Annotated in this window: 22 protein-coding genes; 14 read left to right on the top strand and 8 right to left on the bottom strand. The window is 73.0% G+C overall.

The annotated features are described in order from the left end of the window. Positions 1-277: 277 nt before the first annotated feature. On the top strand, positions 278-1,024 hold the full coding sequence (locus HA039_RS11215; protein ID WP_167027514.1) for a ferritin-like fold-containing protein: 747 nt from the start codon (positions 278-280) through the stop codon (positions 1,022-1,024). Positions 1,025-1,046: 22 nt separating this feature from the next. On the opposite strand, the gene HA039_RS11210 is transcribed toward HA039_RS11215, so the two are convergent. The 4 genes from HA039_RS11210 to HA039_RS11195 all read right to left on the bottom strand — a co-directional run bounded on the left by HA039_RS11210 (position 1,047) and on the right by HA039_RS11195 (position 2,860). Further along, a complete protein-coding gene (locus HA039_RS11210; RefSeq protein WP_167027511.1) occupies positions 1,047-1,319 on the bottom strand; it encodes a hypothetical protein in 273 nt (90 codons plus the stop codon). Between the two features lie 149 nt (positions 1,320-1,468). Beyond that, the gene (locus HA039_RS11205; RefSeq protein ID WP_161307078.1) at positions 1,469-1,696 is read right to left on the bottom strand and encodes a DUF3107 domain-containing protein; all 228 of its coding nucleotides are present in this window, start codon (positions 1,694-1,696) and stop codon (positions 1,469-1,471) included. Between the two features lie 166 nt (positions 1,697-1,862). Next, positions 1,863-2,504, bottom strand: coding sequence for a TetR/AcrR family transcriptional regulator (locus HA039_RS11200; RefSeq protein WP_167027510.1), 642 nt, complete (start codon positions 2,502-2,504; stop codon positions 1,863-1,865). A 143-nt stretch (positions 2,505-2,647) separates the two neighbouring features. After that, the gene (locus HA039_RS11195; RefSeq protein ID WP_167027507.1) at positions 2,648-2,860 is read right to left on the bottom strand and encodes a hypothetical protein; all 213 of its coding nucleotides are present in this window, start codon (positions 2,858-2,860) and stop codon (positions 2,648-2,650) included. Between the two features lie 144 nt (positions 2,861-3,004). On the opposite strand from HA039_RS11195, the gene HA039_RS11190 reads away from it, so the two are divergent. The 12 genes from HA039_RS11190 (at position 3,005) to moeZ (ending at position 17,886) form a co-directional block, all read left to right on the top strand. After that, positions 3,005-3,964, top strand: a complete 960-nt coding sequence (locus tag HA039_RS11190) for an alpha/beta fold hydrolase (protein WP_167027504.1) — start codon at positions 3,005-3,007, stop codon at positions 3,962-3,964. Positions 3,965-3,971: 7 nt separating this feature from the next. Continuing rightward, positions 3,972-5,351 (top strand): DUF3152 domain-containing protein, encoded by a 1,380-nt coding sequence (locus HA039_RS11185; RefSeq protein ID WP_167027501.1) that lies wholly within the window; start codon positions 3,972-3,974, stop codon positions 5,349-5,351. A gap of 57 nt (positions 5,352-5,408) precedes the next feature. After that, the gene (locus HA039_RS34515; protein WP_341830014.1) at positions 5,409-5,507 is read left to right on the top strand and encodes an Ms4533A family Cys-rich leader peptide; all 99 of its coding nucleotides are present in this window, start codon (positions 5,409-5,411) and stop codon (positions 5,505-5,507) included. Between the two features lie 204 nt (positions 5,508-5,711). Beyond that, complete coding sequence (locus HA039_RS11180; protein WP_167027499.1) at positions 5,712-7,445, top strand: ABC transporter substrate-binding protein; 1,734 nt, start codon at positions 5,712-5,714, stop codon at positions 7,443-7,445. Then, complete coding sequence (locus HA039_RS11175; RefSeq protein WP_167027496.1) at positions 7,442-8,464, top strand: ABC transporter permease; 1,023 nt, start codon at positions 7,442-7,444, stop codon at positions 8,462-8,464. The genes HA039_RS11180 and HA039_RS11175 overlap by 4 nt, the downstream gene beginning before the upstream one ends. Beyond that, positions 8,461-9,450, top strand: coding sequence for an ABC transporter permease (locus HA039_RS11170; RefSeq protein ID WP_167027493.1), 990 nt, complete (start codon positions 8,461-8,463; stop codon positions 9,448-9,450). Before HA039_RS11175 ends, HA039_RS11170 begins: the two co-directional genes overlap by 4 nt. Then, the gene (locus HA039_RS11165; protein ID WP_425086329.1) at positions 9,447-11,195 is read left to right on the top strand and encodes a dipeptide ABC transporter ATP-binding protein; all 1,749 of its coding nucleotides are present in this window, start codon (positions 9,447-9,449) and stop codon (positions 11,193-11,195) included. The genes HA039_RS11170 and HA039_RS11165 overlap by 4 nt, the downstream gene beginning before the upstream one ends. Before the next feature lie 189 nt (positions 11,196-11,384). Then, the gene (locus HA039_RS11160; RefSeq protein ID WP_167027490.1) at positions 11,385-13,226 is read left to right on the top strand and encodes a glycosyltransferase; all 1,842 of its coding nucleotides are present in this window, start codon (positions 11,385-11,387) and stop codon (positions 13,224-13,226) included. 304 nt (positions 13,227-13,530) lie between these two features. Continuing rightward, a complete protein-coding gene (locus HA039_RS11155) occupies positions 13,531-14,700 on the top strand; it encodes a hypothetical protein (RefSeq protein ID WP_167027487.1) in 1,170 nt (389 codons plus the stop codon). A gap of 198 nt (positions 14,701-14,898) precedes the next feature. Then, a complete protein-coding gene (locus HA039_RS11150; RefSeq protein ID WP_167027484.1) occupies positions 14,899-15,873 on the top strand; it encodes an NAD-dependent epimerase/dehydratase family protein in 975 nt (324 codons plus the stop codon). Then, positions 15,861-16,637: a spherulation-specific family 4 protein gene (locus tag HA039_RS11145; RefSeq protein ID WP_167027481.1), complete on the top strand. Its 777-nt coding sequence runs from the start codon at positions 15,861-15,863 to the stop codon at positions 16,635-16,637. Before HA039_RS11150 ends, HA039_RS11145 begins: the two co-directional genes overlap by 13 nt. A 70-nt stretch (positions 16,638-16,707) precedes the next feature. After that, entirely contained in the window at positions 16,708-17,886 is a 1,179-nt protein-coding gene (gene moeZ / locus HA039_RS11140) for an adenylyltransferase/sulfurtransferase MoeZ (protein WP_167036592.1), read from the top strand. Between the two features lie 118 nt (positions 17,887-18,004). Here moeZ and HA039_RS11135 read toward each other — a convergent pair whose 3' ends face one another. Both HA039_RS11135 and HA039_RS11130 read right to left on the bottom strand, forming a co-directional pair. Continuing rightward, positions 18,005-19,066, bottom strand: coding sequence for an amidohydrolase family protein (locus HA039_RS11135; RefSeq protein ID WP_167027478.1), 1,062 nt, complete (start codon positions 19,064-19,066; stop codon positions 18,005-18,007). Positions 19,067-19,106: 40 nt separating this feature from the next. Next, a complete protein-coding gene (locus HA039_RS11130) occupies positions 19,107-20,372 on the bottom strand; it encodes an RCC1 domain-containing protein (RefSeq protein ID WP_243869352.1) in 1,266 nt (421 codons plus the stop codon). 215 nt (positions 20,373-20,587) lie between these two features. On the opposite strand from HA039_RS11130, the gene HA039_RS11125 reads away from it, so the two are divergent. Further along, positions 20,588-21,055, top strand: a complete 468-nt coding sequence (locus tag HA039_RS11125; protein WP_167027472.1) for an HIT family protein — start codon at positions 20,588-20,590, stop codon at positions 21,053-21,055. A gap of 22 nt (positions 21,056-21,077) precedes the next feature. Here HA039_RS11125 and HA039_RS11120 read toward each other — a convergent pair whose 3' ends face one another. Beyond that, a complete protein-coding gene (locus HA039_RS11120) occupies positions 21,078-22,682 on the bottom strand; it encodes an alpha/beta hydrolase (protein ID WP_167027469.1) in 1,605 nt (534 codons plus the stop codon). Between the two features lie 143 nt (positions 22,683-22,825). Further along, positions 22,826-25,936 carry a lysylphosphatidylglycerol synthase domain-containing protein gene (locus HA039_RS11115; protein WP_243869350.1) on the bottom strand — a complete coding sequence of 1,037 codons (3,111 nt, stop codon included), beginning with the start codon at positions 25,934-25,936 and terminating at the stop codon, positions 22,826-22,828. Between the last annotated feature and the right edge of the window lie 28 nt (positions 25,937-25,964).

The raw sequence follows: 25,964 nt of genomic DNA, 5'->3' as shown, positions 1-25,964 counted from the left end.
CCCCTCATCTGGGACTCGTCCGCACCTGTGCGTACGATTCCGCGCGGAGGGCGGTCGGGGCGGAGCCGATCGGGCCACCGACCGGGCATCCTCGTAAGGCCTGGCCGCGGAGGATCCCACAGTCAGACACTGCGATGGCCCGCCGAATACTCGGCAGGCGCATTACCACTGTACCCCGGAATCGCGCACATGTGTCGGGCGAATTCGTCGGAACGGTGTGGTGGCCGTGTCCGACCGGCCCCTTACGGGGTGCCCCGAGCGGGCTATTGTGCGGTCCATGGAGACGCCCGACAACGCCACCGTGCCCGTGGCCGCAGCCCAGGAACCCACCGGAATCGCCGCCCAGGACTGGGAGACGGCCTCCGCGGAGCCGCAGTACCGCGCCGCGGTCGTGGATCTGCTGGGAGCGCTCGCGTACGGCGAACTGGCGGCCTTCGAACGGCTCGCCGAGGACGCCAAGCTCGCGCCGACGCTGGCCGACAAGGCGGCGCTGGCGAAGATGGCCGCCGCGGAATTCGGCCACTTCGACCGGCTGAACGACCGGCTGCGCGCGATCGACGCCGAGCCCACCGAGGCGATGGAGCCGTTCGCCAAGGCGCTCGACGACTTCCACCGCCAGACCGCGCCGTCGGACTGGCTGGAGGGCCTGGTCAAGGCGTACGTCGGCGACTCGATCGCGAGCGACTTCTACCGCGAGGTCGCGGCGCGGCTGGACACGGACACCCGCGCCCTGGTGCTGGCCGTCCTGGACGACACCGGGCACGGGAACTTCGCCGTGGAGAAGGTGCGCGCCGCGATCGAGGCGGAGCCGCGGGTCGGCGGCCGGCTCGCGCTGTGGGCGCGGCGGTTGATGGGTGAGGCGCTGTCGCAGGCGCAGCGGGTCGTGGCCGACCGTGACGCGCTCTCGACGATGCTGGTGGGCGGGGTGGCGGACGGGTTCGACCTCGCGGAGGTCGGGCGGATGTTCTCCCGGATCACGGAGGCGCACACGAAGCGGATGGCCGCGCTGGGGCTGGCCGCCTAGGTTCCGGGCGCCGGACGGGCCGTCAGTCGCCCGACGGGCTCAGGACGAGGCGGCGTCGTGTGGGGCGCAGGAGGAGGGACACCACCACCGCACCCACCGTCGCCGCGCCCGCCAGGGTCGGCAGGGCGTGGCCGGGGCCGAGCGCCATGTGCGTCAGGTACGCGCCGAACAGCGTGCCCAGCGTGCCGGCCAGGAACACCGTGCGGCGGGCCGGAAGCCGGTGCGGCAGGAGGTGGGCCGCGGCCCACGAGAGGCCGAGTCCGAGCAGGACCGAGACAAGAGCTTCCGAGACCACTGCTGTCACCTCACGACGCCGGGGGTGGGTCCTACGATCATGCGAAACCGCTAGCCCGTCACTACCCGCGGCGGACCGAACACAACCCTCACAGCGTGAAGGCCCGGCGGGAGTCCCGCCGGGCCTTCACGTCCATGCCGTGCCGAAGGCTAGAGCGCACCGAATCCGACGCGTCGTGTCGCCGGCTCGCCGATCTCCACGTACGCGATCCGCTCGGCCGGTACGAGGACCTTCCGCCCCTTGTCGTCCGTGAGGCTGAGCAGCTGCGCCTTGCCGGCGAGCGCGTCGGCCACGGCGCGCTCGACCTCCTCGGCGGACTGCCCGCTCTCCAGAACGATCTCGCGGGGCGTGTGCTGCACGCCGATCTTGACCTCCACCGCTATGTCCCTCCGAACGGTCAGTGCGTTGCGCGGCCAGCCGCGCTGTACGCAGCACACATTAGCCCGGAGAGAGCATCGGAAAGGCGCCGGACGGGCACGCCCGCAGCGAACACGGGCCGCGCGCCGCGACCGGCGGTACCGGCCGGCCGCGTCCCGCGCGGGCTCAGTGCTGCTCGCTGCCGTGCAGCGGGAAGCCGGCGATGCCGCGCCAGGCCAGGGAGGTGAGGAGCTGGACCGCCTGCTCACGCGGGATGGCGGACTCGCTGGACAGCCAGTAGCGGGCCACCACCTGGGAGACCCCGCCGAGGCCCACGGCCAGCAGCATGGACTCCTCCTTGGACAGCCCGGTGTCCTCCGCGATCACGTCCGAGATGGCCTCGGCGCACTGGAGGGCGACCAGGTCGACCCGCTTGCGCACCTCGGGCTCGTTGGTGAGGTCCGACTCGAAGACCAGGCGGAACGCGCCGCCCTCGTCCTCGACGTACGCGAAGTACGCGTCCATCGTCGCCTCGACGCGGAGCTTGTTGTCCGTGGTCGAGGCCAGCGCCGTGCGGACCGCCTGGAGCAGCGCCTCGCAGTGCTGGTCCAGCAGGGCCAGGTACAGCTCCAGCTTGCCGGGGAAGTGCTGGTAGAGGACGGGCTTGCTGACGCCCGCCCGCTCCGCGATGTCGTCCATCGCCGCCGAGTGGTAGCCCTGCGCGACGAATACCTCCTGCGCCGCGCCCAGCAGCTGGTTGCGTCGCGCGCGGCGCGGCAGACGGGTGCCTCGCGGGCGTGCCGCCTCGGTCTGCTCTATGGCTGTCACGCCGCCTCCCAAAAGATCGTTCTGTGCGCGCTGTGCGCCGCGCCGCCATCGTACTTTTGGGCAACGGGGCGGCGTGTGGTGCGGAAGCACAATTTCACGGACCGGACGGCCGGTGACGACCCGCATCCTCCCGTACGGCCGTATCAGCGGTATTCGTCCTCGTCGAGGGTCACCGCCCTCGCCTGTTCGACGGCGTCGCCCTCGTCCGCCTCCGCCGGGTCGGCGGCGGGCCGTCCGTCGGCGGAGGCGTCGTCCTCGTCCCGGTCGGCGGGGACGGCCTCCGCGCGCTGCTCCGCGGCGTCGTCCTCGGGCGTCTCGGTGCCGATCTCGTCCGGGTCCGTGGGGTCGACCGTCATCTCTGCCCTTTCTCTTCGCGTAGGAAAGGGGCGGGGGCGAAGACCCCTTCCTCCGAGAGTAGGAGCAGGGGCCCCGCGGCGCCATGGGGGACTGTGACGGCGAACACACGAACCCGCGCGTGATCGTCTCGTAACATTGCCCGCATGTCTTCGACCGAGCTGCCGGAAACCCTTGCCGCCGCCGTGGCTCCACGGGTCAGCGCCGTACGGATCAGGCAGGGGGAGCGGCTGCGCTCGGTGGAGCTTCCCGGGCTCACCCTGACGGTACGGTCCCGGCCGGGGACGCGCACCGGAGCGCCGCCCGCGCTGTACGTCCACGGGCTCGGGGGCTCGTCGGAGAACTGGTCCGCGCTGATGCCGCTCCTGGAGGACGTGGTGGACGGGGAGGCCGTCGACCTGCCGGGCTTCGGGGACTCGCCGCCGCCGGACGACGGCAACTACTCGATCACCGGGCAGGCCCGCGCGGTGATCCGGCTGCTGGACGCCGGCCGGCGCGGGCCCGTGCACCTCTTCGGCAACTCGCTGGGCGGCGCGATCGCCACCCGGGTCGCCGCCGCCCGCCCCGATCTCGTCCGGACGCTCACGCTGGTCTCGCCGGCGCTGCCCGAGCTGCGGATCCAGCGCAGCGCCGTCCCCACCGCGCTGGTGGCCCTCCCCGGCATGACCGCGCTCTTCGGGCGGCTGACCCGGGGCTGGACGGCGGAGGAGCGCACCCGCGGACTGCTCGCCCTCTGTTACGGCGACCCGTCGCTCGTCACCGACGAGGAACTGGCGAACGCCGTGCGGGAGATGGAGCGCAGGCTCGAACTCCCCTATTTCTGGGACGTGATGGCGCGCTCGGCGCGCAGTATCGTCAACGAGTACACACTCGGTGGTCAACACGGTCTGTGGCGGCAGGCCGAACGGGTGCTGGCGCCGACGCTGCTCGTGTACGGCGGCCGGGATCAGCTTGTTTCGTACCGTATGGCCCGCAAGGCGTCGGCCGCGTTCCGTGATTCACGGCTCCTGACGCTTCCCGACGCCGGGCATGTTGCCATGATGGAGTACCCGGAACAGGTCGCGCAGGCCTGGCGGGACCTCATCGACGACGAGCACAGGAGCTGACCGGGGCGTGGGACGACACAGTCGCAAGGGCCCCGCTCCGCAGGGCGCGCGGAACAGAGGCGGCCAGGCGCCCGGCGCGCCGGTCGCCGACCCGCCGGCCGCGGGGCCCGACGGTCCCGGGGGCGGCCGGCGCCGGCGCTCCGACGGCGGCCTCGGCCCCGAGCAGCACCGGGGCGCGCCGGACTCCGCGGCCGGGCCCGGCGGGCCGCGGGTGCGCGGCGGGCATCCCGAACAGCGTGAGCCCGGCGGCGGTTGGGGCTCCGCGCAGCGCTACGGCGACCCGCAGGGGTACGGCGACAAGCAGCGCCACGGCGACCGGCCGGGGGCCGCGCTGCCCTCGGGGCGTACGCGCTCCGGCGCCGGGACCGCGTCCCGTGTCCCGGGTCCCCGGCGGGAGTTCGTCGACGCGTTCGACGGCTTCGACGCGTTCGACACCACCGGCTCCCTCCGTACGGTCTCCGGAGCGGGTACGGCGCCCGGGTTCGGCCCGGCACCCTGCGACCTCGACGGCCCGCCAGGTCCCGGGGGCCCGGCGGCGGACACCGCCCGCCCCGCCAGGGGCGGCAAGGGCCGCGCCCTGACCGGCATCGCGGCCGCCGCGGTCACCACGGTCCTCGCCGTCGTCGTGGCGGGCCAGGTCGCCGACGGCGGCGCCCGCGAGGTGAGCGCCAAGGCGTCCGGCGGTACGGACCGGGGCACCGACGACGACATCGCCTCGCGCTCCGAGGGCCGGGCCGTCCCGCCGCTGGAGACCGCGCCGCCGAGACCGGTCGTGGCCGCGCCCCTGACGTACGACCAGCTGATGACCCGGCAGTTCCCGCTCGACCCGAAGCTGACCGCGTCCGGTGACTTCGACGCCGTACCGGGCCTGGACAAGGCACCGGGCAAGGGGCAGAAGTTCCGCTACCGGGTCGACGTGGAGAAGGGGCTCGGCCTGGACGGCACGCTGTTCGCGCAGGCCGTGCAGAAGACGCTCAACGACAACCGGAGCTGGGCGCACAACGGCGCCATGACCTTCGAGCGGATCTCCAGCGGCGCCCCCGACTTCGTGATCACGCTCGCCAGCCCGGGCACCACCGCGTTCTGGTGCGCCAAGTCCGGGCTCGACACCACCGTCGACAACGTGTCCTGCGACTCGGCCTCCACCGACCGCGTGATGATCAACGCGTTCCGCTGGGCGCGGGGCTCGCAGACGTACGGGGACCGGGCGATGTTCGCGTACCGGCAGATGCTCATCAACCACGAGATCGGACACCGGCTCGGGCACAGTCATGTGAGCTGCCGCACTCCCGGGACCCTCGCGCCCGTCATGCAGCAACAGACCAAATCCCTGAACGTGGAAGGGATCAAGTGCAAGCCGAACCCGTGGGTCTATCCCACGGATTGAGACAACCGTCTCAAACCACGTTGACATCCCGACACGGGGTCGTTCATATTTCTCGGCATGTCTCCCCGCCGCGCCACCGCCTTCGGTCATGCCGCCATTGAGCTCGCGCTCATCGGCGTGACCGCGCTGTGCGTGGCGGACATTCTCTGTAGCTGACGCCTGCCCTCGCGCGCGCCGGCTTTCCCGCCGTCGCTCCCGCGCTGGGCGTACTCCGTCCGTACGCAGGCGCGGCCAGCCGGTTCACCCTCCTCACCTCGGTCACTGCTGCCTGCCTCCGGTCGGAGGGCGAGTCCCGCCGTCCGATCCTCGGCACCACCCCAACCCCCCCTGCCTGTGCAGCACACCGAGAGGCTTCTTCCGATGCGTCAACCGTCCGTCATTTCCCGCCGTGTGGCAGTGGCCGCCGTCACCCTGGCCCTGGCCGCGGGCGCCGCCGCCTGCGGTCCCGAGGACAACGATGCCAAGGGCGACGGCGGCGCGGCCCCGGCCTCCGGCAAGCCGCAGAAGGGCGGGACGCTCTCGGTTCTCAACAACGAGCCGCAGACCGACTTCGACCCGGCGCGCCTCTACACCTCGGGCGGCGGCAACATCCCCTCGCTCGTCTTCCGTACGCTCACCACCCGCAACCGGGCGAACGGCGCCGAGGGCAACAAGGTCGTCCCCGACCTCGCCACCGACACCGGCCGCCCCAACGCGGACGCCACCGAGTGGACGTACACCCTCAAGGACGGCCTGAAGTTCGAGGACGGCTCCCCGATCACCACCGCCGACATCAAGTACGGCATCGAGCGCTCCTTCGCGGCCGAACTGTCCGGCGGCGCCCCGTACCTGCGCGACTGGCTCGTCGGCGGGTCCACGTACCAGGGCCCGTACAAGGACAAGAAGGGCCTCGCCTCGATCGAGACGCCCGACGCGAAGACGATCGTCTTCAAGCTGGACAAGCCCGAGGGCGACTTCCCCTTCCTGGCCACCGCCACCCAGTTCGCGCCGGTGCCCAAGGCCAAGGACACCGGGACGAAGTACGAGGAGAAGCCCGTCTCCTCCGGTCCCTACAAGGTCGTCAGCAACGAGGGCGACGGCGAGCACATGGTCCTGGAGCGCAACCCCAACTGGTCGGAGGCGACCGACTCCCAGCGGCACGCCTACCCCGACAAGATCGACGTGAAGGCGGGCCTCGACGCGGCCGTCATCAACCAGCGCCTGTCCACCAGCACGGGCCCCGACGCCGCCGCGATCACCACCGACACCAACCTGGGACCGGCCGAGCTGGCCCAGGTCGGCAGTGACAAGAACCTCGCCTCGCGCGTCGGCACCGGTCACTTCGGCTACACCAACTACCTCGCCTTCAACCCGAAGGTGAAGCCGTTCGACAACCCCAAGGTGCGCCAGGCCATCGCCTACGCGATCAACCGCACCAGCGTCATCAACGCCGCCGGCGGCTCCGCCCTCGCCGAGCCCGCCACCACCTTCCTGCCCAACCAGCCGGCCTTCGGCTACACGCCGTACGACCCGTTCCCGGCGGGCAAGACGGGTGACCCGGTGAAGGCCAAGGAGGTGCTCAAGGAGGCCGGTTACCCCAAGGGGCTGACCATCACCCTCACGCACTCCACCGAGCAGAACCGCGAGACGAGCCCCGAGGTCGCCACCGCCGTGCAGGAGGCGCTCAAGAAGGCCGGCATCACGGTCAAGCTGGAGGGCCTGGAGCACAACGCGTTCAACGAGGCCCGCTGGACCGTCTCCAAGGAGCCCGGCTTCTTCCTCTCCCGCTGGGGAGCCGACTGGCCGTCCGGCGGCCCCTTCCTCGCCCCGATCTTCGACGGCCGCCAGATCGTCAAGGACGGCGCGGGCAACTTCAACCACGCGCAGCTGAACGACCCGGCGGTCAACAAGGAGATCGACGAGATCAACAAGCTGACCGACCCGGCCGCCGCCGCGCAGCGCTGGGGCGCGCTCGACAAGAAGATCGGCGAGCAGGCGCTCGACGTCCCCCTCTTCCACCCCGTGTACAAGCGGTTGGTCGGCAAGGACGTCAAGAACGTCGTCATCAGTGACTGGACCGGTGTCCTCGACATCTCGCAGGTCTCCGTCAAGTGACTGCCGCTGATCTCCTGACGTCCGAGGCGGCGACCCCCGTCGCCGCCTCGGGCGGGCGCCAGGTCTGGCGACGGCTGCGCTCCCGCCCCTCGGCGGTCGTCGCGGCCGTCGTCCTCGTCCTGCTGGTGGTGCTGGCGCTCGCCGCGCCGCTGCTCGCCGCCCTGGAGGGCCAGGACGCCAACACGTACCACGACAGCCTGATCGACTCCGCCCGCGGCGGGGTGCCGACCGGCTCCTTCGGCGGCGTGAGCGCCGACCACTGGCTCGGTGTCGAACCGGGCACCGGGCGCGACCTGTTCGTCCGGCTGCTGTACGGCGCCCGGGTCTCCCTCCTGGTGGCGCTCGGCGCCACCGTCGTGCAACTGGCGATCGGCGTGGCCGTCGGCCTCGCGGCCGGTCTCGGCAACCGCTTCCTCGACACCCTCCTCAGCCGCGTCACCGACGTGATGGTCGCGCTGCCGTTCCTGGTCATGGGCATCGCCCTGACGGCCGTGGTGCCCTCCGAGTTCCCCCGCTCGCTGCTGCTGATCCTGATCATCGGCCTGCTGGGCTGGGGCGGCACGTCGAGGATCGTGCGGGCCCAGACCCTCGGCCTCAAGGAACTCGACTTCGTCTCCGCCGCCCGCCTCGGCGGCTCCGGCAAGCTGCGGGTGGCCCGGCGCGAACTGCTGCCGTCGCTCGCCGCGCCCGTCATCACCTACGCGTCGATCCTGCTGCCCTCGAACATCGTGACCGAGGCCTCGCTGTCCTTCCTCGGCGTCGGCGTGAAACCGCCCACACCGTCCTGGGGCCAGATGCTGTCGAGCGCGCAGACGTGGTTCCGCGCCGACCCCATGTACGTGCTGCTGCCCTCCGGGGTGCTGTTCGTGACCGTCCTCGCCTTCACCGTGCTGGGCGACGCGGTCCGTACCGCGCTCGACCCGCGCGAGGCCAGCCGGCTGCGGATCGGCCGCTCCCGGGCGGGCCGCGCCCGTACCCCCCGTACCGCACGCAAGACGCCCGAGGGAACGGCCTCATGACGCGCTACCTGCTCAAACGGCTCGGCGGCGCGCTGCTCGTCCTGCTCGTCCTGTCCGTCGTGATCTACGCGCTCTTCTACGTGGCGCCGGGCGACCCCGCCCGGCTCGCCTGCGGTGAGCGCTGCTCGCCGCAACAGGTCGCGCAGGTCAGGGAACAGCTCAAGCTGACCGATCCCGTGTGGTTGCAGTACGCCCACTTCATCCAGGGCATCTTCGCCGGCCGCGACTACTCGACCGGCACGGCGAGCCTGCACTGCGATGCGCCGTGCCTCGGCTTCTCGTACCAGAACCAGCAGCAGGTCACCCAGCTGATCATGCAGCGGCTCCCCGCGACCGCCTCCCTCGCGTTCGGTGCGATGGTGGTGTGGCTGATCATCGGCGTCGGCACCGGACTGCTCTCCGCGCTGCGGCGCGGCGGCATCACCGAGCGCACCCTGACCCTGCTCACCCTCGCGGGCACGAGCACCCCGGTGTTCATCCTCGGGCTGCTGATCCTGATGGTGGTCTGCGCCTACCTCCAGTGGCTGCCGTTCCCGTCGTACGTACCGCTCACCGAGGACCCCGAGCAGTGGGCGTGGAACATGCTCCTGCCGTGGTTCACCCTCGGGCTCTTCGAGAGCGCCAAGTACGCCCGGCTGACGCGCAGTTCGACGCTGGAGACGCTGGCCGAGGACCACATCCGCACCTTCCGCGCGTACGGAGTGGGGGAGCGGGCGGTGGTCGGCAAGCACGCGCTGCGCGGCGCCGTACCGCCCGTCATCGCGCTCAACGCGCTCGATGTGGGTACGGTCCTGGGCGGCGCGGTCCTCACCGAATCGCTCTTCGGCATCCCCGGCATCGGCAAGACGCTGATCGACGCCGTGAAGGTGATCGACCTGCCGGTGGTGGTCGGGGTGGTCCTGGTGATCGGGACCGCTGTCGTCGTGGCGAACGTACTCGCCGATCTGCTGTACGCCGTGGCCGACCGGAGGGTGGTGCTCCAGTGAGCGGGCGACTGGTGAAGGAAGCGCCGGCGGGCGGGCCGCTGGTGGTCGTGGAGGGGCTCACCGTCGACTTCTCGACGGGGGCCGCCACGGAGGAGGAGTCGGTACGGGCCGTGGACGGCCTGTCCTTCTCCCTCGACGCCGGCCGGGCCATCGGCCTGGTCGGGGAGTCCGGCAGCGGCAAGAGCACCGTGGCCGCCGCCCTGCTCGGCCTGCACCGGGGGACCGGCGCGGAGGTCGGCGGCACGGTCCTGGTCGCCGGTACGGACGTGAACGCGGCGTCCGACCGCGAACTGCGCGCGCTGCGCGGGGCGGTGGCGGCCATGGTCTTCCAGGACCCGCTGTCGTCCCTGGACCCGTACTACGCGGTCGGCGACCAGATCGCCGAGGTCTACCGCGTCCACACGGACGCCTCGCGCAAGGCGGCGCGGGCCCGGGCCGTCGAGGTGCTCGACCGGGTCGGCATCCCCGACGCGGCGCGGCGCTCCCGCTCCCGGCCGCACGAGTTCAGCGGCGGGATGCGGCAACGCGCGCTCATCGCGATGGCGTTGGCGTGCGAGCCCCGGCTGCTCATCGCGGACGAGCCGACGACGGCGCTGGACGTCACCGTCCAGGCGCAGATCCTGGACCTGCTGCACGACCTGCGCCGGGAGACCGGCATGGGTCTGCTGCTGGTGACGCACGACGTGGGGGTGGCGGCGGAGAGCGTCGACGAGGTCCTGGTGATGCGCCACGGCCGCCGGGTCGAGACGGGCACGGTGACGGAGGTCCTGGGCGCCCCGAGGGAGCCGTACACGAAGGCGTTGCTGGCGGCGGTCCCGAGGGTGGACTCACCTCTGACGAGGGCCCGCACCGATCAGAATCCGGCCCGTCCCGCGATCGAGGACGCCTCTGCCCCGGACGGCGCCCTCCTCGAAGCCGTCGACCTCCGCAGGGAGTTCAGGCGCGGCCGCACCACCGTCGCCGCGGTCGACGGCGTCAGCCTGAGCGTCCGCCCCGGCGAAACCCTCGGCATCGTCGGCGAGAGCGGCAGCGGCAAGACCACCCTCGGCCGCATGCTCGTCCGCCTCCTCGACCCCACCGCCGGACAGCTCCGCTACCGGGACTCCCGCACCGGGACCCTCTCCGGCATCGGGACCCTGTCCGACAAGCGACTGCGCCCCTACCGGCGCGAACTCCAGATGGTCTTCCAGGACCCCGTCTCCTCGCTCAACCCGCGCAGGTCGATCGGCGAGTCCGTCGCCGACCCGCTGCGGGCCGCCGGCGTGCTCGACCCGGCCGGGATCGTCGCGCGGGTGAAGGAGCTGCTGGAGCGGGTCGGTCTCGAACCCGACCGGTACGACCGCTACCCGCACGAGTTCAGCGGAGGCCAGCGCCAACGCGTCGGCATCGCACGGGCCCTGGCCGCCGAGCCTCGGCTCATCGTCTGCGACGAGCCGGTCTCCGCGCTCGACGTGACGACCCAGGCGCAGGTCACCGCCCTGCTCGCCGAACTCCAGCGGGAGCTGGGCCTCGCGCTGGTCTTCATCGCCCACGACCTCGCCGTCGTCCGGCACGTCAGCGACCGCGTCGCGGTCATGCGGGCGGGCCGGATCGTCGAACAGGGCACGGTCGACGAGGTGTACGGGTCCCCCTCCGACCCGTACACCCGGCAACTGCTCGCCGCCGTACCGTCGCTGGACCCCGCGGTCGCCGCCGAGCGCAGGGCCGCGCGCACCGGGCTCCGCAAGGACGTGGCCGCAGCCTGACCGTGCGTGACGGAACCGCACCGTAGCGCGACGGAACGCCACCGGTGCGAGAAAGTTACGTGGATTCACCCCTTCTGGTGGTGCGACGGACAACCGTCCGTCGCACCACCGTCATGTCCGCTTACGGTCGTCCCGCTGCGAGTCGCCGATCAACGGCGGCCGCTCACAAGGGAGATCGGGGGTGTCCTCGTGCGGATCGGACTGCTCACGGACGGTGGCTATCCGTACGCGACGGGTGAGTCCAGGCTGTGGTGCGACCGGCTCGTGCGCGGGCTCGCGCGGCACGAGTTCGACCTCTACGCGCTGAGCCGCGATTCCCGGCAGGAGCGGAGCGGCTGGATCCAACTGCCGCCCCACGTCCGGCGGGTGCGCACCGCGCCGCTCTGGGCCCCGGCGGACGACGGCCGGACGTACGGGCGCCGCGACCGCCGCCGGTTCGCCGCGCACTTCGGACAGCTCGCCACGGCGGTCTGCGCGGCCGGGAGCATCCGGGCGGGGCTCGGCCCGGCCCGGGGACCCGGCGGGGACGCGGCCGGCCCGGGACCCGGCGACACCTTCGGAGATGGGCTGTACGGGCTCGCGGACCTGGCGCGGGAGCGCGGCGGGTTGTACGCGGCGCTGCGCTCCGAGGTCGCCGTACGGATCCTGGAGGCCGCCTGCCGCGCGCCCGGCGCACGCCGGGGCGTCCAGCACGCGACCGTCCCCGACTACCTCGCCTTCGCCGACCGGCTGGAGCGCGCGCTGCGCCCCCTCTCGCTGCCCTGGTACGGGGACGGCGCCTCCTCGTACGGGCACGGCGGTGCCGGGTACGGGGGCGGCGCCTCCGGCGCGGAGCGGGGCGCGGATCCCGGCGCGCGGGACGGCCTCGGCGCGGTCGACCTCTGCCACGCGGCGTCCGGCGGCTCGGCGGCGCTGCCGGGACTGCTGGCCAAACGCTTCTTCGGCGTGCCGCTGCTCGTCACGGAGTACGGCGTGCGGCTGCGGGCGCACTACCTCGCGACGGGCGACCCCGACGCGCCCTTCGGGGACGCCGCCGAGGACCCCGCGCCGGGTGCGCCGCTGCGGACGCTGCTCGCCGCGTTCCAGGGGCTGCTGACCGCCGAGGTGTACGGGCGGGCCGACCTGATCACCCCCGGCAACGCGCACGCGCGCCGCTGGCAGGAGCGGTGCGGCGCCGACCGCTCGAAGCTCCGCACGGTCTACCCGGGGATGGAGGCGGAGCGTTTCTCCACCGTGGGCGAGGCTGCCGGCGGGGCCGCGGGCGGGGCTGCTTGCGCCGGCGGCGACCCCCGCACGCTCGTCTGGGTCGGCAGGATCGAACCGGCCAAGGACCTCATCTCCCTCCTGCACGCCTTCGCGCTGGTGCGGCGCGCGGAGCCGGGCGCGCGGCTGCGGATCATAGGCGCGGCGGCGCAGGGGCCCGAGGCGGCGGCGTATCTCGACCACTGCCGGGCGCTGGCCGCCCAGCTCTTCCCCGACGAGGCGGCGGACGTGTACACCGCCGGCGACAACCCGGTCTCCTTCGAGGAGATCGGCGGCCCCGGCGCACCCGAACTCCCCGACGCCTACGCGGCCGGCGGGGTCGTGGTGCTCTCCAGCGTGGTCGAGGGCTTCCCGGTGAGCCTGGTCGAGGCGATGTTCTGCGGCCGCGCGACCGTCTCGACGGACGTGGGCGCGGTGGTCGAGATCATCGGCGGCACCGGGCTCGTCGTGCCCCCGCGCAACCCGCGGGCGCTCGCGGACGCGTGCGTGGCGCTGCTGCGCGACCCCGAGCGCCGCGAACGGCTCGGAGCGGCGGCGCGCGCCCGCGCGCTCGAACTCTTCACCGTCGAACAGAACGTCGCCGCGTTCCGCGACCTCTACCTGGAACTCATCTCGCGCACCCCGGTGCACCGCCCGGCCGACACGGTGGACGCCGCCGGCTCCCCGCTCCCCTTCGCCCGCCCGGCGGAGGGGTGCGTCCCCGGCCGCTGGACCACCACCCGCGAACCGGTAGCCGCCCACGCGTCAGCGGGAGCCCCCCGTGCCTGACCCCACCCCAGCACACACGCCCCCGCCCCTCCCGGCAGCGCCCCCGCCCCCCGCCTCGCTTCCGGCGGCCCCCTTGCCCACGGGTTCCCTTTCGCCGGCGCTCCCGCCCAGCGGCGCTGTCCCGGCTGCCTCCTTGCCCACGGGCTCGCGCCCCACAGCCTCCTTGCCCAAGGGCCCCGTACCGGCAGGCGCCTTACCCACGGACTCCCGCCCGGCAGCGCCGCCACCCCCCGCCCCCCTCCCGTCGGCCCCCCGGGAGGCCGCCCCCGGCCAGGCCCGCGAGCCGCGCATAGCCTCGCCCGCCGTGACGGCGGGCCCCCTTGCCCCGGCCGCCGGGGCCGCCGACCCCGCGGCCGTCGTCTTCACGCCGCTCGCCACCGGCCGGCCCGTACGGAAGCCCGCCGCGCGCGGCGGACCCGCCGATCCCGTGCGGGGGCTGATGCACCGGCACCGGGAGCTGTGCGAACGGGCCGTGGACCCCCTGGAGATCGCCGCCGGGCTGGAGGCGTACGGCATGACCGACCGGACCGCCGCGCGGTTCCGGCACCGTGACGTGTTCTCGCTCGCCGAGGAGCTGTACGCACGCGCCCCGCGCGGGGCGCACGCGCCCGCCCGCCCGGCGCGCGCCGCCGATGCCCGCGCCCGGTGGGCGGGGCGGGCCGGACGCGGCGGCTGGGCCGTCCTCGTCATGCTCCCCGGGGCCGTCTGCGTCCTGACCCTGCTCGGGCTCGACCACAGCGGCGGACAGCGGCAGCTCGCCCTCGCGCTGGCGGGCGCCCTCGCGCTCTCCGGCGCCCTGTCCGCGTGCCTGCGGCGCGGCCCCCTGCGCGCCGACGACCGCCGTACCGTCCCCGCCGCCGGCCTCTCCGCCTACTGGCTGCTCGCCTACCTGCTCTGCGGCGACGGCCTCCTCGACCAGCTCGTCGGCGGCGGCCCCGACGGCCCCTGGCCCGCCACCCTCACGCCGCTCGCCGCGCTCTCGTGCGCCGTCGCGCCCGCCGCCTGGTGCGCCCACCTCTTCTCCGTACGAGCGCGGCGCAGACTCCACCACAGCCGGGGCCTCGCCGACTTCACCGCCCGCGCACGCCCCCTGCTCCTCACCCTCGTCGGCCTGTACGCCGCGGTCCTGACCGGACTCGTCGCGCTCGCCGGGCGGTACCTCGGCGAGGGGGGCGCGCCCGCGCACGCCGCCGCCGTGGGCACGCTCCTGTTCCTCGCCCGCCTGCTCACCGTCCACGGCTTCCCCGGCCCCGCCGCCACCGGCCTGGTCACCGCCTGCGCCGTCGAGGCCCTGGCCTGCGCGTCCGTGCTCGCCGGCCGCCTCCCCGGCGCCGGCCTCCTCGCCGTACCGGTCACCGACCTCGTCCAGGCCTGGGGCGCGGGCGCCGTCCCCGCCCTCGCCTGCGGCGGCGCCGCGCTGGGCCTGCTCGCCCACGCCGCCCTCGTACTCTCCCGGGCCTCCGCCCACACCTGAGGAGCCACCCCCGACGCACCACCCCCGACGCCTCTGACGCATCACTTCTGTACGCATCACCCCGCGCATCCCCCTACGCGCACCGCACACCCCCTATAAGGAGACGACCCACATGACCCCGCAATCCCCAACCCCGGCGCCCGCGCCCGCGACCGCGCCGGACCGTCGGCCCCGTCGGCACGGAGGGGCGGTCGCACGATGAGGGTCCTGCTGCTCGGCGCCAACGGATTCCTCGGCCGCTTCGTGGCCGACCGGCTGCTCGCCGACCCCGCCGTACACCTCACCGCACTCGGCAGGGGCGACGACGCCGACGTACGGTTCGACCTCGCCGGCGGCAGCCCCGGCGCGCTCACCCGCTTCCTGGACGCCGTCCACCCCGGGGTGGTCATCAACTGCGCCGGCGCCACCCGCGGCGGCGCCCGCGAACTGGTCCGCCACAACACCGTCGCCGTCGCCACCGTCTGCGAGGCCCTGCGCCGAAGCGGCTGCGGCGCGCGCCTGGTCCAGCTCGGCTGCGCCTCCGAGTACGGGCCCTCCCCGCAGGGCTCGTCGACCGCCGAGGACGCCATGCCCCGCCCCGGCGGCCCGTACGGCGTGAGCAAGCTCGCCGCGTCCGAACTCGTCCTCGGCTCCGGCCTCGACGCCGTCGTCCTGCGGGTGTTCTCGCCCGTCGGCCCCGGCACCCCGGCCGGCTCCCCGCTCGGCCGCCTCGCGGAGGCCATGCGCCGCGCCATGCAGTCCGGCGACGGCGAACTGAAACTCGCCGGCCTCGGCGTGCAGCGCGACTTCGTGGACGTACGGGACGTGGCGCGCGCGGTCCACGCCGCCTCCCTCTCCGCCGCGCAGGGCGTCGTCAACATCGGCACCGGACGCGCCGTGAAGCTCCGCGACGCCGCCGCCGTCCTGGCCAGGGTCGCGGGCTACGCGGGCGCCCTCCACGAACTGGACGCGCCCGGCGGCCCGGTCCGTACCGGCCACTCGCCCCTCGGCGCGCAGCGCGGTGAACCGCTCGTGGAACACCTGGGCATCGGGCCCTCCCCGTACCCCGACGGCTGCGGCAACTGGCAGCAGGCGGACGTACGCACCGCCCGCGACCGCCTCGGCTGGCGCCCCCGCATCAACCTGGAGGAGTCCCTCGCGGACATCTGGATGGAGGCGGCGTGCCGTATCTGACCAGCGCCGGCGGCCGTCTCTCCGCCACCGGCGCGGACCGTCTCGGCCTCGGCGTCCCCGGCTACGCGCACCCGCTGCTCGCCCGCGCCGAGTGGGCCGGGCTGACCCGCCCCGGTACGCCCCTGCACTGGGCCGTCCTCAACGTCGCGAACGGCCCCGGCGCCCGGCCCGACCCGCACTGCCTGGAGGCCGCGGGCCGCCTCGGCAACGCGGGCGTGCGGGTGCTCGGGCATCTCGACCTGGCGTACGGGGAGCGGTCGTTCGGCGAGATCGTCGCCGAGGCGCACGACTACGTCGACTGGTACCGGGTCGGCGGCTTCTACCTGGACCGGTGCCCCGCGACCGGCTCGGACCTGACCGACGTGCGGCTGACGACGGCCACCCTGGAGGTTGTGTCCGGCGGCGGCCACATCGTCCTCGGCCACGGGACCCACCCGCACCCCGGGTACGCCGGTGTCGCCGACCAACTGGTGACGTTCTCCGGTCCCTGGGACCGCTACCGCTGGTCGCAGGCGGCCGAGTGGACCGCCGACCACCCGCCGGAGCGCTTCGTCCACCTCGTCCACGGCGTCCCGCGCACCCACCTCGACGAGGCGATGCGGATCGCCCGCTGGCAGGGCGCGGGCACGATCTTCTTCACCGACCGCAGGGAGCGGACGGGGGACGGGGCGGGGGACAGGACGGGGGAGCACAACCCGTTCGAGACGCTGCCCGGCTACTGGGACGAAATCGTCTCGCGAGTCGGACCAGGTGTCTTGGAATGAGCCGGGGCGTGGCAGTGTTACAGGGAAGAATCCTTATTGAATGACCGACCAACCCCATGTTGAGGTCCCTGTGTCGCTGCCCCCCTTGGTCGAGCCCGCTGCGGAGCTCACCGTCGACGAGGTCCGCAGGTACTCCCGTCATCTGATCATCCCGGACGTCGGGATGGACGGGCAGAAGCGGCTGAAGAACGCGAAGGTGCTGTGTGTGGGGGCCGGTGGCCTCGGCTCGCCGGCCCTGATGTATCTGGCGGCGGCCGGTGTCGGCACGCTCGGCATCGTCGAGTTCGACGAGGTCGACGAGTCGAACCTCCAGCGCCAGATCATCCACAGCCAGGCCGACATCGGCCGGTCCAAGGCGCAGTCCGCCCGTGACTCCGTCCTCGGGATCAACCCCTATGTGAACGTTGTCCTCCACGAAGAGCGGCTCGAGGCCGAGAACGTGATGGACATCTTCGCGCAGTACGACCTGATCGTGGACGGCACGGACAACTTCGCCACCCGCTATCTCGTCAACGACGCCTGCGTGCTGCTGAACAAGCCGTACGTGTGGGGTTCGATCTACCGCTTCGACGGCCAGGCCAGCGTCTTCTGGTCCGAGCACGGTCCCTGCTACCGCTGCCTCTACCCGGAGCCCCCGCCCCCCGGCATGGTCCCCTCCTGCGCCGAGGGCGGCGTGCTGGGCGTGCTCTGCGCGTCCATCGGGTCCATCCAGGTGACCGAGGCGATCAAGGTCCTCACGGGCGTCGGCGAGTCGCTCGTCGGGCGCCTGATGATCTACGACGCCCTGGAGATGCAGTACCGCCAGGTCAAGGTCCGCAAGGACCCGGACTGCGCGGTCTGCGGCGAGAACCCGACCGTCACCGAGCTGATCGACTACGAGGCCTTCTGCGGCGTCGTGTCCGAGGAGGCCCAGGAGGCGGCCGCCGGCTCGACCATCACTCCGAAGCAGCTCAAGGAGTGGATGGACGACGGCGAGAACATCGAGGTCATCGACGTACGGGAGCCGAACGAGTACGAGATCGTCTCGATCCCCGGAGCCAAGCTGATCCCGAAGAACGAGTTCATCATGGGCACGGCCCTGGCGGGTCTGCCGCAGGACAAGAAGATCGTCCTGCACTGCAAGACGGGCGTCCGCAGCGCCGAGGTCCTGGCCGTCCTCAAGTCGGCGGGCTTCTCGGACGCGGTGCACGTCGGCGGCGGCGTCATCGGCTGGGTCAACACGATCGAGCCGGAGAAGCCGGTCTACTAGACACCCGGCCGCAGAACCAGTGGGGCGGGCCGCACGCGGCCCGCCCCACAGCCGTGTCCGGCCGCCTCCGGTGAGTGGCGTACGCGCTCGACGGCGGCGTACCGCGACAGGCGCAAGGTCAGCGCATCAGCCGACCCCGCAGCATCACTCGCTTCGGCTGTCCCAGGACCTCGGGCTCCGCGATGGGGTCCCGGTCGTACGCGACGAGATCGGCGGGCGCTCCGTCGGTCAGGCCCGGCAGCCCCAGCCAGGCCCGCGCCGTCCACGAGGCCGCCCCGAGCGCGTCCTCCGCGGGCATCCCCGCCCGGAGCAGCCATCGGGACTCGGCGGCGACGGTGCCGCAGGGAAAGGTGTCCGTCCCGGCGAGGACGGTGACGCCCGCTTCGTGTGCCAGGCGCACGTTGTCGATCATGCGCTGCCAGCCCAGGAGCCAGTTCGAGCGCTGCGCGCTCGGATCGCGGCCCCGCCAGACCTCCGCGCTCCCGGCGAACGCCGAGAGCGTCGGTATGTAGGCAGTGCCCTGCCCGGCCATCAGGTCCACGAGATCCGGATCGAGGTGCATCCCGTGTTCAAGGCTGTCGGCTCCGGCGAGGACGGCGTTCCGGGAGCCCTCAGCGGTCTGGCAGTGCACGGCCACCCGCCCACCCACGGCATGCACGGCGTCCACCGTTGCCTTCAACACGTCCAGAGGCACCGCGGGCTCGTCCCACCGCCAGTCACCGATGACCTTGCACCACCCCGACGAAGCCGTGGCCTCCTCGACCGCCGCCCCCGCCAACTCGTGCTCACCGACATCCCGCCCCGCCCCGGGAACGAAGCGCCCGGGCGTCGCCAACCACTGCCCCGCCGATCGAACGCGGGGCAGCTCTGCTTCCGCGTCGACCCAGTCGGGCATCCGCGCCACGGTCCCCGGTGTCCGTACCAACAGCACGCCGGCGTCCCTGTGCTCCGACAAGTGCCGCCGCAACAAGGCCTCGTCGAACCTGTTGTCCGGACTCTCGGCCCCTGGATGCGTATGGACGTCGACCAGACCCGGCAACAACCATCCGCCGTCCACGACGGTCTCCACCCGCTTCGCCGCCGCCCCGGCGGGCGGCTCGGACCGCAGCCGCTCCCCGTCGACCCAGAACGTGCGCTCCTCGCGCTCGGGCAGTACAACACCGCGTATACGCATGATCATGCCCACGAACCTACGCGCGGCACCGGCCGGTTGCCGCGCTTCAGTTGGCGAAGGTGAAGTCGCCGCCGACCGGGGCGGCGATCTTGTCGACTCCGGTCAGGGCGGTCAGCGTGGTGACGGGGGTGCTGCTCTCGGTGGTGGTGCCGTTGCCCAGCTGGCCCGAGCCGTTGGCGCCCCAGGAGCGGACCGCGCCGTCGCCGAGCAGGGCGACGGTGTGCTCCCGGCCGCCGGCCAGGAGTTGGACGCCCTTCAGGCCCGGGACCGGGACCGGGGTGATCCGGTGGTCGGTGGTGCCGTCCCCGAGCTGCCCGGACGTGTTCTGGCCCCACGCCTTGAGCTTGTGGTCGCTGTCGGTCACGGCGAGGCTGTGGCGGCAGCCGGCCGCGATGTGTGCGACCCCGCCGAGCCAGATGCCCTGGGTGTCGACCGGGGTGTAGCGGTTGACGGTGCTGTTGTCGCCGAGCTGGCCGGTGGCGTTGTGGCCCCACGCCTTCACCGCGTTGCCGCCGGTGGGATCGGCGCCGTCGCCCGGCTGCCCGGTCAGCGCGAGGTTGTGGTCGCAGCCGGCGGCGATCCGGGTGACCCCGGTCAGGCCGTTGACCGGGGCCGGGACGTTCCGGCCGGCGGACGTACCGTCGCCCAGCTGGCCGTTGGCGTTGTGGCCCCAGGCCCACACGGTGCCGTCCTCGCGCAGGGCGAGGCTGTGGTGGAGGCCCGCGGCGACGGCGGTCACCTTGTCGAGGCCCTCGACCCTGACCGGGACGCTGCTGTCGTTGTGGGTGCCGTTGCCGAGCTGACCGTAGTTGTTACGGCCCCAGGCGACCACGGTCCCGTCGTCCCGCAGGGCCAGGCTGTGCCACCCGCCCGCCGCGATGTCCCGGGCGTCGGAGAGGTTGACGACCTGGCCCGGGGCGTTGTGGGAGAACACGGAACCGTCGCCGAGCTGTCCCGACCCGTTGGCGCCCCAGGACTGCACGGTGCGGTCGGTCAGGAGCGCCAGCCCGTGACCGTTGGCCGCCCCGCCCCCTCCCGCGGCGATCTTCACCACCTCGGCGCTGGTCAGCCCGAGCACGGTGGTCGCCGTGGTCCGGAAGTCGGTCCAGGTCCCGTCACCGAGCTGGCCGGAGCGGTTGTTGCCCCAGGACTTCAGCCGCTTCTCCTGGGCGAGTCCCGTACCGGCGGACACCGTCGCGCCCCGCTGCCCGGCCGGAGCCGGGGCGGACGCGTGGGCGGCGACGGGCGCGAGCAGGACGGCGAGCGAGCAGAACGCGACGGCGAGCCGGCGACCTGTGTGAGGGGGACGCACCAAAGGGTCCTTCCGAAGATCGAGCAAGACGTGATCTTCGTAGCGCCCCCGGAGACCCGGGGATCGCAGGAGGCCCATGAGTTCACCCGCACGGCGAAGTAGTCACATGATCAAGGCCAACTCTTCCAACTCCTCAGGAGAAGAGTGCTCCTGGCGTGACGGCTGACGGCGTGCGACGGGCGTTTCACAGAGCGACCGACCTACGATCTCGGTTCATGACGACTCGCGATTGCTACGCATGCCGCAAGGAAGCGGAGTTCGACACCCTTCCCCCACGCGAGTGCGTGGTGCATGACCAGCACTGGCGGGTGGCTCACGCCTTCAACACCGCGCTGCCCGGCTGGCTTGTGCTGCTGCCTCGGCGCCACGTCGTCGCCGTTCATGACCTCACGGACGCCGAGGCATCCGCCCTAGGGATGTGGCAGGTCAAGCTCTCCCGGACGCTGAGGGACGTGACGGGTTGCGCCAAGACCTACATCGTCCAATTCGCCGAAGCCGAGGGCTTCGCGCACGTGCACTTCCACATCGTGCCGCGCATGGCGGATCTGAAACCGGAGCATCACGGGCCGGGCATTTTCGAGCTCCTTCGGGGACCGGAGCAAGACCGGGTAACGGCCGGCCGGGCAGACGACATGGCCCACTCCCTCAGGGCCCGACTCCAGGGGCATCCGAACGCGCGGTAATCAGGCCTCGGAATGGGGCCTCCTAGGAACAGACCGTGTTGGCGGCAGGGGGCTTTCCGTTGAGCAGGAAGCCGTTCACGGCCTTCTGGACGCAGGCGTTGCCGCTGTTGTACGCGCCGTGGCCCTGGCCCTTGTACGTGAGTTCCACGCCGACGCCCTTGCCCAGCGCGTCCACCATCGCCCTCGCGCCCGCGTACGGCGTGGCGGGGTCGCCGGTGTTGCCGATGACCAGGATCGGGGCGGCGCCCGGCGCGGCCACGTCCGGGTGGGTCCAGCGGCCCGGCACCGGCCACTTCGAGCAGGACATCAGGCCCCAGCCCAGGAAGTCCCCGAAGACGGGCGACGCCTTCCGGAACTCCGGCAGCCTCGCCTTGGTCTGCGCCAGGGTGTAACGCTCCTTGGAGTCCACGCAGTTGATCGCCGCGTTCGCCGCCTGGAGGTTGCTGTAGCGGCCCAGCTGGTCGCGGCCGTTCATCGAGTCCGACAGGGCCAGCAGCAGGGCCCCGCTGCCCCCCTCCGCCTCGTCGAGCCCCTGCTCCAGCAGCGGCCAGAACTCCTGCGAGTACAGGGTCTGGGCGATGCCGTTGGTGGCCTCGGTCTGCGTCAGCTTCCGCGTGCCGATCCCCGCGATGGGCTTCTTGTCGAGCCGGCCGAGCAGCCCGGTGACGAACGCCTCGATCTGCTTCGGGGTCGTACCCGGCAACTTGCACGCGTTGCCCCGCGACACGCAGTCCTTGGCGAAGTTGTCCAGCGCCAGCTGGAAGCCGCGCGCCTGCCCGAGCGAGCCCTGCTCGGAGTCCTGGCTCGGGTCTACCACCGCGTCGAAGACCGTCCTGCCGACCGACTTCGGGAACAGGTGGGCGTAGACGCCGCCCAGCTCGGTGCCGTACGAGATCCCGAAGTAGTTCAGCTTCCTGTCGCCGAGCACCTGGCGCATCGTCTCCATGTCCCGCGCGGCGTTCGTCGTGCCCACGTGGGGCAGCGCCCGGCCCGAGTTCTTCTCGCAGGCCGACGCGTACGCCGTGAGGTTCTTGGTGAACGTCTTCTCCTCCGCCGCCGTGTCGGGCGTGGCGTCCTGCGCGTAGTACGTGTCGAGCTGCCGGTCGCTCTCGCACTCCACGCCGTCGCTGCGGCCCACCCCGCGCGGGTCGAAGCTGACCAGGTCGTACCGGCCGCGCAGGGTCTCGTAGTCGGGGGCGAAGGACGGCAGCGCGGTGATCCCGGAACCGCCCGGGCCGCCGAAGTTGAACACGAGCGAGCCCAGCCGCTTGCTCCTGTCGCGGGCCTCGGCGCGGATCAGCGCCAACTTGATCGTGTCGCCGTCCGGCTTCGCGTAGTCGAGGGGCACGTCCATGGACGCGCACTGCCACCGGACACCTCCGGGGAGCGGCGACGGGGCCGTACCGCCGCCCTGCGCGGCGCTGGGCGCCTTGCAGGCCGTCCAGTGCAGCCGCTGGGTGGCGAGGTCCGTGGGCCCGTTCCTGGCGCCGCTGTCCCCGCCGACGGGACGCGCGCCGGCGGAGCCCGCGCTGTCGGAGCATCCGGTGACGGCCAGGAGGGCGGCGGCGGTGACGGCGGCGGTGACAGCGGCGAGCGGCGCGGTGCGCCGGGCGGAGGGGGTCGGCATGGATCCATCCTGCGCCGGGTCCCGCCCGGGCGCCCGGGGCCGCGGGCCATGCGGGTGGCGGGCCGGGCGCCCCGGTACAGAGCCGCCGCCGCGCTCCGAGGTCCGGGGGAGGGAGCCGCCGGGGCTCGCCCCGCGGACAGCCCCTACAGGGCTCCCTTGCGGGTGAGGTGGTTGAACGACACCCAGCCCGGCAGCACCGGCAGCCACAGCGTCATCAGGCGGAACAGCAGCACCGCGGGCGCCGCGACCTCCTTGGGCAGGCCGACCGCCAGCAGGCCCAGCGTCAGCGCGCCCTCCACGGCGCCCACCCCGCCGGGTGTCGGCGCCGCCGAGCCCAGCGCGTTGCCGGCCAGGAAGACGACCGCGATGCTCGCGTAGCTCAGCTGCTGGTTGCCGTTGTCGAACGCCCGGATCGACGCGTCCAGGCACATCACGAACGTGCCGGTCAGCAGCAGCATCCCGCCGATGCCGGTGAGCAGCTTCATCGGCTGCTGGAGCACGTCGAGCATGCGCGGGACGACCCCGGCGAACAGCGACCGCAGGCGGGTCACCACGAACTTCCTTAGGAAGGGGATCGCCGTCACGACCAGCACCAGCACCGCGACCGTGAGGAGGCCCGCGATCACCGTCCTGGACGGGGTCAGCGAGGCCGTCTTCTCCGTACCGGTGAGATAGCCGAAGGACAGCAGCAGCACGATGTGCGCGCCGAGCCCGAAGAGCTGCGAGGCGCCCACGCTCGCGACGGCGAGCCCCGGCCGGACCCCCGACCGTTGCAGGAAGCGCGTGTTGAGCGCGACCCCGCCGACCGCCGCCGGGGCGACGATCTTCACGAAGGACCCGGCGACCTGCGCCTCCACGGTCCGTTTGAACGACACCCGCTCCGGTACGAAGCCCAGCAGGCTCATCGAGGCGGCGACGTAACTGAGCGCCGAGAACGCCGCCGCGGCGGCCACCCAGCCCCAGTGCGCCTCGCCGACGACCGTGCCGAAGTCGACCTGGGTGATCTGCGTGAGCAGGAAGTACGCGGCGACCGCGCCGGCGATGAAGCTGAGCAGCGTGCGGGGCTTGATCCGTTCGAGGCGCACCGGTTCCACCGGCGCCTGCGGCCTGATCAGCAGCACCTGCTGGCGGATCTGGGAGAGCAGGTCCTCCTCGCGGGCCTCGTCCAGCGCGTCGTCTATCGCCCGCTTCTCCGCCTGCTTCTCGGCCCGCAGGGACTTGCGTACGGCCCGCCGGGCACCCTCGCCGTCGGCGGCCGCGCGGGCCGTGCCCTCGGCGGTGTGCGCCGCGTGCGCCTGGGCCTCCTCCAGCCGGGCGCGCTTGTTCGCCTCCGACGCCTTGAGCACGGCGTCCCGCTCCCGCTGCGCGCGCTCGCGCGCGAGACGGCGCAGCGTCGCGCGCGTGGAGCGGCTCAGCGCGATCGGCTGGAGCAGCGGCAGGCTGTCCGCGATCGCGTCGGGGCCCAGCACCTCGACCCCGGCGGCGACCGAGCGCTCCGCGCCGACCCGCAACCCCAGGGTCGTGAGCAGCTGGGCGGTGTCCATCCTCAGGACGACGTCACCGGCCGCGATCTCGCCGCCGCGCAGCTCGGTGAGGACCACCCTGCCGGAACGATCCACCACCAAGGCGTCGCCGGTGAGCCTGCGGTGCGCGATACGGCGCGACTGGAGCGCGCTGACCTGGCGCCAGGCACTGCGTACCAGCTCGTCGGTGATCTCGTCGTCGGCCAGCGCGTCCAGGGACCGGCCGCCCAGGTGCTCGTACACGAGCATGACGGCGTCGGGGCCCAGCTCCGAGGTGGCGATGAGTTTGGGGGCGTTGGCGCCGGCGGCGATGGCGGCGTACGCGAGCAGGGCTTCCTGTTCGAGGGCCTGGCGCAGGGAGGGGATGGATCTGCGGGTGGTGATGGAGCGCAGGGTCAGCTGCCGCCACACCCGGTAGAAGAAGCCCTGTGCCTGCTGTTCGCGGTCCACGACGGTGACGTCGAGCGGGGAACCGTCCTCCAGGGGGACGAAGTAGCGGCGGCCCCGGTCGCCCTGCTCGGCGGAGTCGGGCACGTCCTCGGCGCGCATGGCGCTGATCGGGCGGAACCCCACCCGCCGCAGACCCGCCATCAGCGTCTGGCCCGTGGGGCGGACGTTGGGCGAACCGACGGTGTAGAGCGTGCCGTACGCGACGGTCCAGCCGATCAGGACGGTGAGGATGATCGAGAACGGGGTGGTGTAGCCGGCGACCAGCATGGCGAAGGCGTCGAGCAGCAGCACCACCCACAGGACGACCCGCCAGCGGGGTCTGCGGGCCATCCCGACGGCCGTCATGTAAGCGATGACGGGCGCGAGATAGCCGTGTACGGGGTCGGTGAGGCCGGCGCCGAGCTGGGGTCTGGTCAGCGCCTCCTGGATGGATTCCGGCGCGGCCCTGGCGACCCAGAGGTCGGTGGCGAGGGTGACGCCGTGCGCGAGGACGGCGGCGAGCACGCCGTCGGCGATGCGCAGGCCGTCCCGTTTGATCAGCCGTTCGATGGCGAAGGCGACGGGGACCAGGAGGACGGCGATGGACGACGCCAGGCCCGCCAGCTTGACCATCAGGTCGGGGGCCTGGCCGGTGCCCTTGCTGATGTCCTGTTCGAGGCCGGCGGTGGTGCCGTGGGCGAAGGCGGAGAGGCCGATGACCAGGCCGATGGCGAGCAGGCCGATCAGCAGGCGGAGCAGGTCGGAGGGGCGGTGCACGCGGGCGGCGAGGAGCGGTTCGTCGCCGGAGAGGCGGTCGACGCGGGTGGCGCCGCCGGCCTCGTCGTCGGCGGTGGTGTCGGTGTCCTTGCCGGGGTCCGTGCCGGTGTCCTCGCGCGCGTCGGAGCGGGTGGCTCCGGTGTGTTCGGCGCGGGGCGCGGGGGAGTCGGACGGGGCCGAGGGGGCGGACGGGGTCGAGGGGTTCGAAGGGTCCGAGGGGGCGGGCGGTGCTGACGGTGACGGGGAGGTGCGGGGTTCTTGCGGCGTCGCGGGACTGTGGGACGGCTCGGACCGTGAGCCGGAACCGGACCCCTCGCCGGCCCCTGTGCCCGCCCCGGCGCCCGCGTTCGACCCGGCGCCCGAGCCCGACGCGGGGTTCGCGCCGGACCCAGGACCCGTGCCGGGGCCCGGGCCCGAGTGTGCCCTCGCCCGGCCGTCGTCGGTGGACCGTCCGGGGCGCGGCCCGGTGGACGCGTCGGGGCGCGACTCAGCCCCTGAAGTGTCCGCCGCCGCAGGTGGCTGCACGTCCTGCCCCTCCGCCGAGTCCGTCTCT

The sequence above is a fragment of the Streptomyces liangshanensis genome (assembly GCF_011694815.1).
Taxonomy (GTDB): Bacteria; Actinomycetota; Actinomycetes; order Streptomycetales; family Streptomycetaceae; genus Streptomyces; species Streptomyces liangshanensis.
The sequence above is the reverse complement of the archived record's forward strand: the minus strand, read 5'-3'. Positions and strand labels throughout refer to the sequence as shown.